Origin of the sequence: Marivita sp. (assembly GCF_020055675.1) — a bacterium.
Taxonomy (GTDB): Bacteria; Pseudomonadota; Alphaproteobacteria; order Rhodobacterales; family Rhodobacteraceae; genus Marivita.
In genome coordinates this window covers 12,627-27,280 of the sequence record NZ_JAIPUS010000027.1, presented here as the reverse complement: position 1 = coordinate 27,280, position 14,654 = coordinate 12,627, and the positions used below count along the sequence as shown (strand labels likewise).

13 protein-coding genes are annotated in these 14,654 nt (G+C 62.0%); 10 read left to right on the top strand and 3 right to left on the bottom strand.

Annotated elements, in window-relative coordinates:
- The first annotated feature begins 59 nt into the window (after positions 1–59).
- The 5 genes from miaA (at position 60) to LCF59_RS14510 (ending at position 7,398) form a co-directional block, all read left to right on the top strand.
- Positions 60–956: a tRNA (adenosine(37)-N6)-dimethylallyltransferase MiaA gene (gene miaA / locus LCF59_RS14530; protein WP_292288351.1), complete on the top strand. Its 897-nt coding sequence runs from the start codon at positions 60–62 to the stop codon at positions 954–956.
- A gap of 216 nt (positions 957–1,172) precedes the next feature.
- On the top strand, positions 1,173–2,843 hold the full coding sequence (locus tag LCF59_RS14525; RefSeq protein WP_292288336.1) for an ABC transporter substrate-binding protein: 1,671 nt from the start codon (positions 1,173–1,175) through the stop codon (positions 2,841–2,843).
- Between the two features lie 114 nt (positions 2,844–2,957).
- Positions 2,958–4,004, top strand: a complete 1,047-nt coding sequence (locus LCF59_RS14520; RefSeq protein ID WP_292288335.1) for an ABC transporter permease — start codon at positions 2,958–2,960, stop codon at positions 4,002–4,004.
- A gap of 18 nt (positions 4,005–4,022) precedes the next feature.
- Positions 4,023–5,216, top strand: coding sequence for an ABC transporter permease (locus LCF59_RS14515; protein WP_292288334.1), 1,194 nt, complete (start codon positions 4,023–4,025; stop codon positions 5,214–5,216).
- 97 nt (positions 5,217–5,313) lie between these two features.
- Positions 5,314–7,398: an ABC transporter ATP-binding protein gene (locus tag LCF59_RS14510; protein ID WP_292288333.1), complete on the top strand. Its 2,085-nt coding sequence runs from the start codon at positions 5,314–5,316 to the stop codon at positions 7,396–7,398.
- A gap of 45 nt (positions 7,399–7,443) precedes the next feature.
- On the opposite strand, the gene LCF59_RS14505 is transcribed toward LCF59_RS14510, so the two are convergent.
- A complete protein-coding gene (locus LCF59_RS14505) occupies positions 7,444–8,064 on the bottom strand; it encodes a lytic transglycosylase domain-containing protein (RefSeq protein ID WP_292288332.1) in 621 nt (206 codons plus the stop codon).
- A gap of 176 nt (positions 8,065–8,240) precedes the next feature.
- On the opposite strand from LCF59_RS14505, the gene ssb reads away from it, so the two are divergent.
- Positions 8,241–8,735 carry a single-stranded DNA-binding protein gene (gene ssb, locus LCF59_RS14500; RefSeq protein ID WP_292288331.1) on the top strand — a complete coding sequence of 165 codons (495 nt, stop codon included), beginning with the start codon at positions 8,241–8,243 and terminating at the stop codon, positions 8,733–8,735.
- A gap of 34 nt (positions 8,736–8,769) precedes the next feature.
- Here the strand turns inward: ssb and aroB are convergent, their stop codons facing one another.
- Together aroB and LCF59_RS14490 are read right to left on the bottom strand one after the other, a co-directional pair.
- Positions 8,770–9,879, bottom strand: a complete 1,110-nt coding sequence (gene aroB / locus LCF59_RS14495) for a 3-dehydroquinate synthase (protein ID WP_292288330.1) — start codon at positions 9,877–9,879, stop codon at positions 8,770–8,772.
- Positions 9,876–10,424, bottom strand: a complete 549-nt coding sequence (locus LCF59_RS14490) for a shikimate kinase (RefSeq protein WP_292288329.1) — start codon at positions 10,422–10,424, stop codon at positions 9,876–9,878. Before LCF59_RS14490 ends, aroB begins: the two co-directional genes overlap by 4 nt.
- Positions 10,425–10,567: 143 nt before the next feature.
- Between LCF59_RS14490 and LCF59_RS14485 the strand changes: the two genes are divergently transcribed.
- The 4 genes from LCF59_RS14485 to LCF59_RS14470 are packed head-to-tail and all read left to right on the top strand — an operon-like array spanning position 10,568 to position 14,603.
- A complete protein-coding gene (locus tag LCF59_RS14485; RefSeq protein WP_292288328.1) occupies positions 10,568–10,717 on the top strand; it encodes a hypothetical protein in 150 nt (49 codons plus the stop codon).
- Positions 10,707–12,293, top strand: a complete 1,587-nt coding sequence (locus tag LCF59_RS14480) for a hypothetical protein (RefSeq protein ID WP_292288327.1) — start codon at positions 10,707–10,709, stop codon at positions 12,291–12,293. Before LCF59_RS14485 ends, LCF59_RS14480 begins: the two co-directional genes overlap by 11 nt.
- Entirely contained in the window at positions 12,290–13,231 is a 942-nt protein-coding gene (locus LCF59_RS14475; RefSeq protein ID WP_292288326.1) for a site-specific tyrosine recombinase XerD, read from the top strand. The genes LCF59_RS14480 and LCF59_RS14475 overlap by 4 nt, the downstream gene beginning before the upstream one ends.
- A 55-nt stretch (positions 13,232–13,286) precedes the next feature.
- Positions 13,287–14,603 carry an HlyC/CorC family transporter gene (locus LCF59_RS14470; RefSeq protein WP_292288325.1) on the top strand — a complete coding sequence of 439 codons (1,317 nt, stop codon included), beginning with the start codon at positions 13,287–13,289 and terminating at the stop codon, positions 14,601–14,603.
- Positions 14,604–14,654 lie beyond the last annotated feature (51 nt).

The following is a 14,654-nucleotide window of genomic DNA, read 5'->3' as shown; positions in this document are numbered from 1 at the left end:
TTGTCGTCCAGCACAGCGACGCGCCCTGTGGAGGCGCGCCGGACAAGGAGAACGGGTCGATCGTGAGCAAGCTGTCAGAGGTGATCCAGAGCCTTGATCCGGGCAAACCAGTCCTGATCGCCGGGCCGACGGCCAGCGGAAAATCCGAACTGGCATTGCGCGTGGCCGAAGCGCAGGGCGGAACGATCCTCAATGCGGACGCGATCCAGGTCTATGCCGACTGGCGCTTGCTGACGGCGCGCCCGTCACCCGCAGACACGGCGCGGGCGCCGCACGCGATGTACGGTCACATCCCGGGGCATCAGGCCTATTCGGTCGGGGATTGGTTGCGCGATCTTGCCCCGCATCTGGCAGATGGCCCGCGTCCGATAATCGTCGGCGGAACCGGGCTTTATTTTACCGCGCTGACCGAAGGGCTGGCGCAAATCCCGGAGACTCCGGACGAGGTGCGCAGAACCGCCATGCAGCGCATCGAGACCGAAGGGCATGCGGCCCTCGTGGCCGAGCTCGATCGCGCGACACGGTCGCGAATCGATCTGGCCAACCCGATGCGGGTTCAGCGAGCATGGGAAGTCCTGACCGCAACGGGCACCGGGTTGGTCGCGTGGCAGCAAAATACCGCGCCACCGAAGCTGCCTTTAAGCGAAACAAGCGCATTGCTGGTGAACGCCGAAAAGGACTGGCTGACCCCACGCATCGCGGCGCGGTTCGACCGGATGCTGGAGGGCGGCGCGCTGGACGAGGCGCGCGCGAACCGGACGGGATGGTCACCGGATCTGCCCTCGGCCAAAGCGATCGGGGCGGCGGAACTGATGGCGATTCTGGAGGGCAGCCTGACCCTGGACGCGGCGCGCGAGCGGGTCACGATCCTGACCCGGCAATTTGCCAAGCGGCAGCGCACATGGTTCCGCGCGCGGATGCGGCCCTGGCGGCAGGTGGATGCGCGGAATTTATGAGCAAAAATACCAGCGCCGGCAGTTGTCGATCCGGGAATGTCGCTTTAAGAGAAAGTAAATGTCGTTTTCAGACGTCAAACTGGCTAATCTGTCCGTTGACGCCGACCATTTCTTCGCGCGCAATGCGATAACCCAAAAACGGCGAGGGCCGACCCCGCCCAAGAAACCTTAAAAAACGCGCATAAGATAAAAAGAGCGTGTCACAGGGAGAAACAGATGACGCATACCAATGGTACTGATGATTTGCATCCGGCTGCGAAAATCCATGCACGGGAATTCAGGGACGGGCATATCGACCGGCGCGAATTTCTTGCCCGGACGACGATGCTCGGCGTGTCGGCGGGCGCGGCCTATGCGCTTGGCGGTCTGGGCTCACCCGCAAGGGCAGCGGGCCATGCGCAGCAGGGCGGCACGCTCCGGATGCAGATGGAGGTGCGCCTGCACAAGGACCCACGCACATATGACTGGACCCAGATGGCGTATGTCACCGCGGGCACATTGGAATACATGGTCGAATACAACTCGGACGGGTCCTTCCGCGGCATGTTGCTCGAAAGTTGGGACGCGAATGAAGACGCGACACAATACACGCTGAACGTGCGCCAGGGCGTGAAATGGAACAATGGCGACGATTTCACCTCTACCGACGTGGCGCGGATGATCTCGCGCTGGTGCGAACAGGATGTCGAGGGCAACTCGATGGCCGGCCGCATGGCCTCCCTGATCGACGACAGCACCGGCAGGGCGGGCGAAGGCGTGATCGAGATCGTGGACACGCATACGGTGCGCCTGAACTTGCCACGCCCGGATATCACCATTGTCGCGGGCATGGCCGACTACCCGGCCGCGGTCGTGCACGAAAGCTATGATCCGAACGCGGATCTGTCGACGCTGGTGGGCACCGGCCCGATGGTTGTCGAAAGCCTTGAAGTTGGCGTCAAGGCGGTTCTGGTCAAGGGCGACCATCCGTGGTGGGGCAATGACGCCTTTGAAGAAGGCGGCTTTTATCTCGACCGGATCGAATACATCGACTACGGGACCGACCCGGCCGCGTGGCTGGCGGCAGCCGAAGCCGAAGAGGTGGACACCTTCTACGAAAGCGTCGGCGAATTCATCGACGTGCTGGATGCCATCGGGTTTGAACGAAGCGAAGTTGTCACCGGGGCCACGATTTGTATCCGCCCGAACCAGCAGGCCGAGGTCAACGGCACCCGGCCTTACGCCGACAAGCGCGTCCGGCAGGCCTTGGCGATGGCCGTGAACAACGAGGTCTGCCTCGAGCTGGGGTATGCCGGTCGCGGTATCCCGGCCGACAATCACCACGTCGCGCCCGTGCACCCGGAATTCAATCCCGAGGTCGGCCGCCTGCCCTACGATCCGGACAGGGCCAGGGCGCTCATGGAAGAGGCCGGGATGGCCGATTACGAACACGAGTTGCTGTCGATCGACGACGATTGGCGCAAGAACACGACAGATTCCGTCGCTGCCCAGTTGCGAGACGCGGGGATCAACGTGCAACGCAGAATTCTGCCCGGATCAACCTTCTGGAATGACTGGGTGAACTATCCCTTCAGTTCGACCAACTGGAACCACCGGCCGCTGGGCGTGCAGATCCTCGCGCTGGCCTACCGCACGGGTGAGGCCTGGAACGAGGCCGGGTTCTCGAACGAAGAGTTCGACGCGCTTCTGGCCGAAGCAAACTCCATCGCCGATGTCGATGCCCGCCGCGCGGTCATGGGCAAGCTGCAACAGATCATGGTCGAGGAAGGTGTGACGATCCAGCCCTACTGGCGGTCGCTGTATCGCCATCACCGGCCCGGTGTGGTCGGCACGGAGATGCACATCGCTTTTCTGCCGCAGATCTACAAGTACGGGCTAGCCGCCTGATCGCCAAGCAGCACGGGGCCGCGCCAACAGGAGCGGCCTTTTTCATCTCATGGCCCGCCTTCACAGACCAACAGATACAAGATAGCTGGCTGACCTCTACCGACAGGGAACTGCATGGGACTGTTTATTCTCCGCCGCGCGGGAGTGATGTTGATAACGGCGCTCTGCCTGACCTTCATCGTCTTCTTCCTGGCAAACCTCTATCCGAACCTCGAAAAGCTCGCCAAGACGCAAGGCAATTTCCGCATGTCGGAGGAGGAAGTCGCGACCTGGCTGGGCAACCGGGGCTACACGCAGCCGCTGTTCGTGAAATACGGCGAATGGCTTGGTGTCGTGCCCGGCGCGGTGATCGAAGGCACGGATGGCCAGATCAGGGGCCGCTGTATCCGCGACGGCATGACACCGCAGGAGGCGCCCGATTACTGCGGCATCCTCCAGGGGGACTGGGGAACCTCCACGGTCTTTCAGGACAATGTCGGCGGGATCATCAGCACCCGGCTTGGCCTGACGGGCAAGCTGATGTTCTGGGTCATGGTGCTGATGGTGCCTTCGGCATTGCTGCTGGGCGTCCTGGCCGGCATGCGTGAGGGATCGCGGACAGACCGAACCCTGTCGACGGTGGCGATCACCACCACCGCGACACCGGAATACGTCTCTGGCGTGATCCTGATCGCGGTCTTTGCCTCTTCCGCCGTGGGGCTGAAATGGTTCAAGGGCACCGCGACCTCCGCGATGGAGAACGCCACGTTCGAGAATTTCTTCCTGCCGGTTCTGACCATCTCGCTTTACGGGATGGGCTATATCGCCCGAATGACACGCGCTTCGATGGCCGAAGTGATGACCGCACAGTATATCCGCACGGCACGGCTCAAGGGTGTGAGCTTTCCCAATATCGTGGTCAAACACGCGCTGCGCAACGCGCTGATCGCGCCGTTCACCGTGATCATGCTGCAGTTTCCGTGGCTTCTGAACGGCGTCGTCATCGTCGAGACATTGTTCAACTACAAGGGCTTCGGCTGGACCCTCGTCGCGGCGGCCAGCAACAACGATATCGAATTGTTGCTGGGCGTCTCCGTGGTGTCGGTATTCGTGGTTCTTGTCACGCAGCTGATCTCGGATATCGGCTATGTCTATCTCAACCCGCGCATCAGCGTGTCCTGAGCGGAAAGGAGCAGACTTATGGAACCGCTCAGTTGGTTTGAAATCATCACCCGCGTTCTTTGGCAGTTCATCCCGGTCTGGATCGCGCTGATCGCCGTCTTTGTCGTTTCGATCCGCTACAAGCGCCGGCTCGGCCTTTATGGCAAATTGTTCGACAGCACCATCGGCATGATCGGCTTTGCGCTGGTCATGTTCTGGGTGTTCACCGGGATCTTCGGGGCGATGGACCTGATCGTCACCCATGACGCGTTGTCGCAAGTGTCCGGCATGAAGAACGAACCGCCGGGCACCCCGCTGATGCGCGCGGAGGACGGGCAGTACCCCTACTACCTGTTCGGGGGCGACAACCTTGCCCGTGACGTCTTCAGCCGAATGATCAAGGGCGCCTGGGTGGTTGTGCAGATTGCCCCCCTGGCCACGATCTTTGCCTTCATGGTCGGCATCACGCTTGGGCTGCCGGCGGGGTTCTACGGCGGCAGACTGGACACGTTCCTCAGCTTCCTGGCCAACCTGATCCTCGCCTTCCCGGTAATCTTGTTGTTCTATCTGCTTGTCACACCAGAAATCGTGGCGACGGGCATTCCAAACTACATGGCGGTGGTGCTGTTCATCTTTCCCATCGTGTTCATCGCGGTCCTGCTGAATTCGCGCTACAGGACACAGCCCAGGATCCGCACGCCGCTCCTGATCGGGGTGCTGGGTATCCTGGGCTGGCTCTACCTGTCCTTGATCTCGGAGTCGGGGTCGAAAGTGTCGGTGATCCCGGACTTTCTTGATCTCTTCAACGTGCCGGGCGGAATCCTCGTGGTGTTCGTGTCGGTGGTCTTCGTGAATTCGCCCACCGTGTTCCGCATCGTTCGGGGCCTGGCGTTGGACATCAAGACCCGCGATTATGTCGCTGCGGCCCAGACGCGCGGCGAAGGCGCATGGTACATCATGCTTTGGGAAATCCTGCCCAACGCGCGCGGACCGCTGATCGTCGATCTGTGCTTGCGCATCGGCTACACCACGATCCTTCTCGGGACATTGGGGTTTTTCGGCCTGGGCTTGCCACCCGAAAGCCCCGATTGGGGCACCACGATCAATGACGGTCGGCGGCTCTTGCAGATCTATCTGCACCCGGCGCTGGTACCGGCGCTGTCGCTTCTGAGCATGGTGCTGGGCCTGAACCTGCTGGCCGACGGGCTGCGCGAGGAAACATTGCGCGATTGACGAGACGAGGATTGGGGGCCAGCCCCCAAACCCCCGGGATATTTTTGAACCAGAGAAGCAGGGACCCTGCCCTGCCGCCGCCAGCGGGAGACGCGACATGACAGACAGTTACGATGGCCCGATCCTGGAAATCGAGTCGCTTTCGATTTCCTTTTTCACGCGCTTGCGGGACATCCCCGCGGTGATGGATTTCTCGGTCAAGGTGATGCCTGGCGAAGCGGTTGGACTTGTCGGCGAATCCGGCTGCGGCAAATCCACGGTGGCGCTTGGCGTGATGCGGGATCTTGGCAAGAACGGACATATCGTCGGAGGTTCGATCAAGTTCAAGGGACAGGATCTTGGCGCAATGAGCCAGGACCAGTTGCGCAGTATTCGCGGCTCCGAGATCGCGATGATCTACCAGGAGCCCATGGCGTCTTTGAACCCGGCGATGAAAGTGGGCAAACAGTTGATGGAAGTGCCGATGATCCATCGCGGATCCTCGGAGAAAGAGGCTCATGCGCGCGCGCTTCAGGTGGTCAAGGATGTCAAATTGCCTGACCCCAAGCGGATTCTGGATGCCTATCCGCACCAGCTTTCGGGCGGGCAACAGCAGCGCATCGTGATCGCTATGGCGCTGATGGCGGAACCCTCGCTGCTCATTCTCGACGAGCCGACGACGGCGCTGGATGTCACGGTGGAAGCCTCGGTCGTCGATCTGGTCAAGGAGTTGGGCAAGAAATACGGCACCTCGATGCTGTTCATCAGCCACAACCTTGGCCTGGTGCTGGAGACCTGCGACCGCATCTGCGTGATGTATTCCGGCGAGGCGGTGGAGCGCGGGTCGATCACTGATGTGTTCGACGAGATGAAGCACCCCTACACGCAGGCGCTCTTCCGATCGATCCCGCTTCCCGGGGCGGACAAGAACGCGCGCCCGCTGCGGGCCATCCCCGGCAACTTCCCGCTGCCCCATGAACGGCCGCCCGGGTGCAATTTCGGCCCGCGTTGCGATTATTTCGAGGCCGGGCGATGCGATGCAACCGAAATCCCGATGACCGATGTTCCGGGTCAGGACCGGCACGCGACGCGCTGCCTGCGGTTCCAGGAAATCGACTGGCACGCGCCACTTGGCACCGATGTGCAGACCACGCGGTCCGAGCCCGGTGATGTCGTGCTCAAGATGGACAACCTGAAGAAATACTACGAGGTGGCCGCCAATGCCCTGTTCGGCAAGCGGGGCGATACAAAGGTGGTCAAGGCAAACGAGACGCTCAGCTTCGAGGCGCGCGAATCCGAAACCCTGGCCATCGTGGGTGAATCGGGCTGTGGGAAATCGACCTTTGCCAAGGTGCTCATGGGGTTGGAAACCGCAACGGACGGCCAGATCCTGCTCGACAACCGCAATATCGAAAGCACGTCGATCCAGGATCGCGCCACCCAGACCATCGCCGATGTGCAAATGGTCTTCCAGAACCCGTTCGACACGCTCAACCCGTCGATGGGGGTGGGCCGGCAGATCATTCGCGCGCTCGAGGTGTTTGGTATCGGCAACTCCGAGGGCGAGCGGCGGCAGCGCATGCTTGAACTCTTGGACCTTGTGAAACTGCCGCGTGAATTTGCCGAGCGGATGCCGCGGCAACTGTCCGGCGGACAAAAGCAGCGCGTCGGCATCGCGCGCGCCTTTGCGGGCAACGCGCGGATCGTGGTCGCGGACGAGCCTGTGTCGGCGCTTGACGTGTCGGTACAGGCGGCTGTCACCGATCTTCTGATGGAGATTCAGCGGGAACAGAAAACCACGCTGCTCTTCATCAGCCATGACCTGAGCATCGTGCGCTACCTGTCGGATCGCGTCCTGGTGATGTATCTTGGGCATGTGGTCGAGCTTGGCACCACCGAACAGGTCTTTGCGCCACCCTATCACCCCTACACCGAAGCGTTGCTATCCGCGGTGCCGATCGCCGACACGCGGGTGCAGAAACGACATATCGTGCTGGAGGGAGACATCCCCTCCGCGATGGACCCGCCCTCGGGCTGCCCGTTCCAGACACGCTGCCGCTGGAAATCCAGGGTGCCGGGTCATCTGTGCGAACAGGAGGTGCCACCGATGCGGCAGATGGAAAACGGGCACCAGATCAAGTGCCACCTGTCGGACAGGGAACTGGCCGAAATGGAGCCAGTCATCCAGATAGCCGCCGAGTGAGACGACGCGCGGGACCTGTGAACCCTGCCGGGACCCGTGCGACGGTCAGCGGCCCCAGATTTTCTCCACGTAAGTGCGCGTCTCGTGATACGGCGGGATGCCCTTGTGCTTTTGCACAGAGCCGGGTCCCGCGTTATAGGCGGCAAGCGCCAGAGGCCATTTTCCGAATTTGCTGAATTGCTGCTTGAGATAGCGCGCGCCGCCTTCGAGGTTCTGCGCCGGATCGTTTGGATCGACACGCAAGAACCGCGCCGTGTCGGGCATCAGCTGTGCCAGGCCGATGGCGCCTTTGTGCGACCGTGCGTTCGGGTTGAAATTCGACTCCTGCTGGACGAGGCGCAAGAACAGGTCTTCAGGGACACCGTGACGGCGCGCCGCATCGCGCGCCATGCCGAGATAGGCGCCCGAATAGCTGCCGCGGTATTTCGGGATACCCCCCTGCCCCCCGCGCGCATCGCCCCATTTGGTCGGGGTGACGACCTTGGGCGGCTGAAGCCGGATGGAGCTTTTGTACTGCTCTGCGGCGCGGGAATCCAAAACCTTGGTTTTGCTGGAAAACAAAGACACGCGGCTTTTCGAGGACAGCACGTCTGCAGCCGATGATCCGGCGGTGACGACAGCCAAGACACTCAGAACCGCACCCAATCTCTTGTTCGTTGTTCGCATGATCGCGCACGCCCCGTCTTGAGATTTTGCGGCTGTATAATCCGAAATCACGTTTCACACCAGCCTTGCTTGGTGATGAATTGTTAAGGACAACCTGATGGTATCTGATGATCACGTTGGTATAGGGTCTCGCAACGGGCGCGCCGCGTCAGAGATTCGAAAAGCATGGGGGACACATGGCCGGTTCAGTCAACAAGGTCATCATCGTCGGCAATCTGGGCCGCGATCCAGAAACGCGTACATTCCAAAACGGGGGCAAGGTGTGCAACCTTCGCATTGCCACGTCAGAGTCCTGGAAGGACCGCAACACGGGCGAGCGGCGGGAGCGCACGGAGTGGCACAGCGTTGCCATTTTCAATGAAAATCTCGTGCGGCTCGCAGAGCAGTATCTTCACAAGGGCTCCAAGGTTTATGTCGAAGGCAAGCTCGAAACCCGCAAATGGCAGGATCAGTCCGGCCAGGATCGCTACTCCACGGAGGTGGTTCTGCGCCCCTATGCCGGGGAGTTGACGTTCCTCGACAGCCGTGACGGCGGCGGTGGCGCCCCAACTTCTTACGGCGGCGGAAGCAGTGGCGGCGATTACGGGGGCGACTACGGGGGCTCCGGCGGCGGTGGCAGCGACCAATCGCGTGCACCGGCGCGCGACATCGACGACGAAATCCCGTTCTGAGGACAGAAGGCGCCCATCGCGGCGCCTTTTTACATTACTCGGCCAGCGCGTCCAGGAGCAGCGTCAAAACCATGTCTGTCGGGACATCCGATGTCACGAAGGCCTGACCGATGCCGCGCGCGAGAATGAAGCGCAATTGGCCGTCGATCACCTTCTTGTCCTGTCCCATCAGGGCCAGGAGATCCTCCGCATCGGGCAGTGTCCCGTCGATATCCGCCAGCCTGACCTTCATGCCCGTGTCGCGCATCACCTGGCGCACGCGGCTTGGCTCCTCTTGCGGGCAAAGACCCAGCCGCGCGGACAGTTCGAACGCCAATGCACAGCCGATGGCCACGCCTTCACCATGCAGCAGCCGGTCCGAATACCCTGTCGCAGCCTCAAGCGCGTGGCAAAAGGTATGACCAAGATTGAGAAGCGCGCGGTCGCCTTGTTCCGTTTCGTCACGCACCACGATCTTGGCCTTCATCTCGACCGACCGTTTGACGGCATGAGCCAGCGCCTGCGGCTCCCGGGCGGTGATCTGCGCGGCGTTCTCCTCTTGCCAATCGAAAAAGGCGGCATCGCCCAGAAGCCCGTATTTCACCACTTCGCCATATCCAGCGAGGAAATCGCGCGCGGGCAAGGTCTGCAGGACCGAGATGTCGGCCAGCACCAGCGCAGGCTGATGGAACGCGCCGATCAGGTTCTTGCCCTGCGGCGCGTTGATCCCGGTCTTGCCGCCGACCGAACTGTCGACCTGCGCCAGGAGCGACGTGGGGATTTGCACGAATCGCACCCCCCGGCGCAAGACGGCAGCCGCAAAGCCGACAAGGTCTCCGATTACACCGCCGCCCAAGGCGATGACGATATCGCGGCGTTCGATCTTTTGCTCCAGCAGCCATTCCACCGTGCGTTCGAACTGCGGCCAGCCTTTCGTGGACTCACCCGGCGGCAGGCTCAGGCTGACCGAGGCGATGCCCGCTGCTTTCAGCGCCGTTTCCAGCGGGTCGAGATGGCAGGCGGCCACATGGCTGTCGGTGACGATGGCGACGCGCGGCCGCGCAAGAAGCGGTGCAATCTCGGCCCCGGCACTGTGCAGCAGGTCTGGCCCGATCCGCACATCATAGGCGCGCCCCTCCAGCGGGACATGAACGGTCTGTTTCATTGCTCTATCTCCAGCACGTCGGGGCGCGTGCGCAACGCCTTGATCACCCGGTCCGCCATATCGTCGATCGACATGCCCGGTTCGGACCGGACATCCAGCTCGGCCTTGGCATAGATGGGCACGCGCGCCTGATACAGATCGTGCAACGCGTCATAGGGGTTCGGGACCCGGAGCAAGGGGCGCGTGTCCTTTTGCTTCACCCGGCTCCACAACAGGTCAAGATCCGCATTGAGCCAGACAGCAACGCCCTGTCGGGAAATCACCGCACGATTTTCCGCAGACATATACGCGCCGCCGCCCGTCGACAGAACCCCGCGTTCCGTCCCAAGCAGGCGCGAAATGACCTGCTGCTCCTTGAGCCGGAAAAACGCCTCTCCATCACGGTCGAAAATCTCGGGGATCGTCAGGTTCGCGGCTTTCTCGATCTCGGTGTCCGAATCAAGGAAGGGGACATTCAACGCTGCGGCCAAAGCCTTGCCAACGGCGGTTTTTCCGGCGCCCATCATGCCGACCAACACCACCGTTTTCTTCAATCTTGCCTGCATCGACCCCTGCAAAGCCCCGGTTTTGGCTTTCTTGTCTCGGCCAAGTACCGCTAAAGTTCAACACCGGATGCTGAATGACGTGATCTTGTCCAAAAGGCCAGTTATAAGTTGGGAAAAATAATCGAGGCAGGGCTGGGATTGTCATGGGGCGCATTTTGAAATGGCTGATCTATCTTTTGATATTGGGCGCGTTGGCTTTGGTGGCCTATGCCTATCTCGGGCCCTATTTCGGCGCCGATTTCTCGCCGCCGCAAACCAAAGTCAGACAACCCGTGACGTTGGATGCCGATTAAACCGCTTGCCCTGATATGCGCCCTGGCTGCCGGACCGGTGGCCGCACAGGACGCGCCTCTGTCCGCCATTGACTGGCTGGCGACCCAACGCAGCGCGCCGCCGGTGATCGACGTCGTGCCGCACATGCTTCCGGACGCCAACCAGACCCCCGTGGTGCAAAGCGCGGCTGTCCCGGACGTCGACGTACAAGCACTGGATGCGCCCACGTCCGGCGGCGTGGGATTGTTGCCCACGGCGGTGACGGGCCTTCCCGCGACGCTCTGGCAGGGCAGCCACCAAGCAGACGTGATTGCTGCGATCGAAGCGTTGGACGCCCGAAAGCCGTCGGTTCCGGCTCTGGATTCGCTTCTGCACACCTTGCTGTTGGCCGAGGCGGAAATGCCGTTCGGGGCCGATGACACGGCCTTTTTGCAAACCCGGTTGCGGGTTCTGTACGATCATGGCCTCGTGGCCCCGGCCGAAGCTTTGGTGGAACGGGTCAGTGACTTGACCCCGGATCTTTTCGAGCAGGCCTTCGATCTTGCGCTGCTCACCGGGTCGGACGCGGCGCTGTGCAGGACATTGGACGCGACACCGGCGCTCAGCACCGATCTGGCGACGCGCATCTGGTGCGCCACGCGCAGCGGTGACTACCCGCGCGCCATGACGATCTACCAGACAGGTAATGCACTGGGACAATTGTCCGAGCTGGATAGCGAATTGTTGCTGCGGTTTCTCGATCCCGAATACGCCGAGGACACGTCGCCGTTGCGCGCGCCCGTCCGCCCGACCCCGCTCCAGTTCCGCCTGTTCGAGACTATTGGCGAGACGCTGCCCACAACGCGGCTTCCGCGTCCCTTCGCGGTGGTGGATCTGAGCGGCGATTCCGGTTGGCGCGCGCAATTGCGGGCGGCAGAGAGGCTGGCGCGAGCCGGGGCGCTGGATGGCAACCAGCTCTTGGGGATCTACAGCGCCCAAAAACCCGCAGCATCTGGCGGCATATGGGACCGGGTCGATGCGCTGCAACGGTTTGACAGGGCACTCATCAATAACGATCCAGACGCCGTCTCCGAAACATTGGTCAAGGTTTGGCCACGGATGCGCAGTGCCGGATTGCTGGTCCCCTTTTCGAGCCTTTTTGCACCAGACTTGCGACGCCTCAGCCTAAACAACCGCGCCACACGGATCGCGGGACTCGCGGGGCTGCTTTCCGAGGATTACGAAGCCGTCGCGCACTCCCTGTCCGACGGCGACACTGGCACTTACAACGGCAACGACGCGCTCGATTTCCTGTCGGACATCGCCCTGGGCAAATCCCCGGATACGGTCCCGTCGGATGTCCCACATGCCGCTGCGCTGGCGGCAGCCTGGAGCCAAGCGCCCGAGGCCACGAGGGAACTTGCCGATCTGCCCGGTGATGACCGGCTGGGAGAAGCGCTCTTGATCGCGATCGGGCAATTTGCCAGCGGCGCCGCCGGCAATGACCTCAGCCTGACCGAGGCTCTGCGCGCGTTCCGGGCCTTCGGGCTTGAAGCCGTGGCCCGTCGTGCCGCGCTGCAACTGGCGATCCTCGACATGGAAGGCGCAAGAAGATGAGCGACCGTCACTGGATCGCGGCGTTTCTCGACGCGCAGGCGGCAGAACGCGGGGCCGCCAACAACACGCAACTGGCCTATGCCCGCGATCTGGCCGATTTCACCGATTGGCTCGACGGCCGCAACCAGTCTCTGACCAGCGCGCATCGCGGCGATGTTGAAGCCTACCTGGTTCATTGCGACGTGCAGGGCCTGGCCAAGTCCACCCGTGCGCGCCGCCTGTCGGCCATCAAGCAACTTTATCGTTTCTGTTTCGAAGAAGGGTTCCGGGCCGACAATCCGGCAGTGCAGATCAACGGGCCAGGCCGCGACAAACGGCTGCCGAAAACACTGTCGACCGAGGAAGTGGACAGGCTGCTGGACGCCGCGACACGGCGTGGCCGCACCGAGGCGGACAGGGAACGCAACACCTGCCTGATGCAACTTCTTTACGCCACCGGGATGCGGGTCAGCGAATTGGTGTCGCTGCCGCTGTCGTCAGCCAAAGGCGATCCGCGGATGCTCCTGATTCGGGGCAAAGGCGGAAAGGAACGGATGGTGCCGCTATCGCCTCCGGCGCGCGTCGCGCTGCGCATCTGGTTGACGACCCGCGAAGCGATGGAGGACAGCGCCCGCGCCGAGGGCAAGGCCGCCTCGCCCTACCTGTTCCCGTCGCGGGGCAAATCGGGCCATCTGACACGTCATTCATTTTATATCCTGATCAAGGAACTGGCAGTCGAAGGTGGCGTATCACCGGCCAAGGTAACGCCGCACACGCTGCGCCACGCCTTTGCCACGCATCTTCTGGCCAATGGGGCCGACCTGCGCGCGATCCAGACATTCCTGGGCCATGCCGATGTGTCGACGACCGAAATTTACACCCATGTTCTGGAAGAGCGGCTGAAGGAACTGGTGCTGGATCACCACCCGATGGCACGGGACACCGCGACGCGGTCTTGAACGCGACAGCGGCAAGCCTCATAACACCCTGACACCTTTTATCAAGCTGGACCCGATGGAACCTGCAACTTCTGCTGCCGATGCCGCCCTTTGGATCACCTCATTTGCCATTATCGGCCTGTTGGTCCTCTCCGCGTTTTTCAGCGGGTCGGAAACCGCTCTGACAGCAGCATCGCGGGGCAAGCTTCGGTCGATGTCGGACAAGGGGTCGAAAGGGGCCGACCGCGCGCTTTTGATCACCGACGACAACGAACGCCTGATCGGGTCGGTGTTGCTGGGCAACAACCTGGTCAACATCCTTGCGACATCGCTGGCCACCGCCCTGTTCACCCGTTTGTTCGGCGAATCCGGCGTGGCGCTGGCCACCCTCGTGATGACGGTGCTGGTGCTGGTCTTCGCCGAGGTCCTGCCCAAGACCTATGCCATCACCAATGCCGAAACCGCCGCCAGCCGCGTGTCGCCGATCATTGCACTGGTGATCAAGGTATTCTCGCCGATCGTTTCGGCGGTGCGGGTTCTGGTCCGCGGTGTGCTGGGGCTGTTCGGCGTGCAGACGGATCCGGACAGCCACATCCTTGCCGTGCGCGAGGAAATCGCCGGGGCGCTGCATCTGGGCCATTCCGAAGGTGTGGTCGAGAAAGAAGACCGCGACCGCATTCTGGGCGCGCTGGATCTGAGCGATCGCAGCGTCGAGGAGGTCATGCTGCATCGCTCGGGGATCGAGATGATCGACGCGGATTGCGACCCGCAGTCGATCCTGAAGCAATGCCTTGAATCCAACCACACGCGGCTGCCCGTATACCGGGGGGATCCCGAAAACATCATCGGCGTGGTCCACGCCAAGGACCTGTTCCGGGCCATGTATCAGTTCATGCAGGAAGGCGAGCGCCCCGTCGACGCGATGGAAAGCTTCAAGTTCGCCGATGTGGCGATGAAGCCGTATTTCATTCCCGAAAGCACCTCGCTCGACGACCAGATGCGCCAATTCCTGCGCCGCCGCACGCATTTTGCGCTCGTGGTCGATGAATACGGGGCCTTGCAAGGGTTGATCACGCTCGAGGATATCCTCGAGGAAATCGTTGGCGAGATCACGGATGAATTCGATCCGGACGGCGATCACCCGGTCAAGGCGGACGAGGACGGCAATTACTGGATCGACGGCGCGATGACGATTCGCGACGTCAATCGCAAGCTGGACTGGTCGCTGCCCGATGACGAGGCAAACACGGTCGCGGGTCTGGTCATCCACGAGGCGCAGATGATCCCCACCACGGGACAGTGCTTTACTTTCCACAGTTTCCGCTTCGAGGTCGTGTCGCGCGACAACAACCGGATCACCGCGCTCAAGATCCGGCCCCTCTCGCGCGAGTAACCGGACGCGCGCAAGAAGCGTTGACGGAAACGCCGGCGCGCGTGCCTGGCA

Bases quoted from the DNA above. Each gene is read 5' to 3' on its own strand.
- LCF59_RS14525 (WP_292288336.1), top strand. From the start codon at position 1,173: ATGACGCATACCAATGGTACTGATGATTTGCATCCGGCTGCGAAAATC.
- LCF59_RS14520 (WP_292288335.1), top strand. From the start codon at position 2,958: ATGGGACTGTTTATTCTCCGCCGCGCGGGAGTGATGTTGATAACGGCG.
- LCF59_RS14515 (WP_292288334.1), top strand. From the start codon at position 4,023: ATGGAACCGCTCAGTTGGTTTGAAATCATCACCCGCGTTCTTTGGCAG.
- LCF59_RS14510 (WP_292288333.1), top strand. From the start codon at position 5,314: ATGACAGACAGTTACGATGGCCCGATCCTGGAAATCGAGTCGCTTTCG.
- LCF59_RS14505 (WP_292288332.1), bottom strand. From the start codon at position 8,064: ATGCGAACAACGAACAAGAGATTGGGTGCGGTTCTGAGTGTCTTGGCT.
- ssb (WP_292288331.1), top strand. From the start codon at position 8,241: ATGGCCGGTTCAGTCAACAAGGTCATCATCGTCGGCAATCTGGGCCGC.
- aroB (WP_292288330.1), bottom strand. From the start codon at position 9,879: ATGAAACAGACCGTTCATGTCCCGCTGGAGGGGCGCGCCTATGATGTG.
- LCF59_RS14490 (WP_292288329.1), bottom strand. From the start codon at position 10,424: ATGCAGGCAAGATTGAAGAAAACGGTGGTGTTGGTCGGCATGATGGGC.
- LCF59_RS14485 (WP_292288328.1), top strand. From the start codon at position 10,568: ATGGGGCGCATTTTGAAATGGCTGATCTATCTTTTGATATTGGGCGCG.
- LCF59_RS14480 (WP_292288327.1), top strand. From the start codon at position 10,707: ATGCCGATTAAACCGCTTGCCCTGATATGCGCCCTGGCTGCCGGACCG.
- LCF59_RS14475 (WP_292288326.1), top strand. From the start codon at position 12,290: ATGAGCGACCGTCACTGGATCGCGGCGTTTCTCGACGCGCAGGCGGCA.
- LCF59_RS14470 (WP_292288325.1), top strand. From the start codon at position 13,287: ATGGAACCTGCAACTTCTGCTGCCGATGCCGCCCTTTGGATCACCTCA.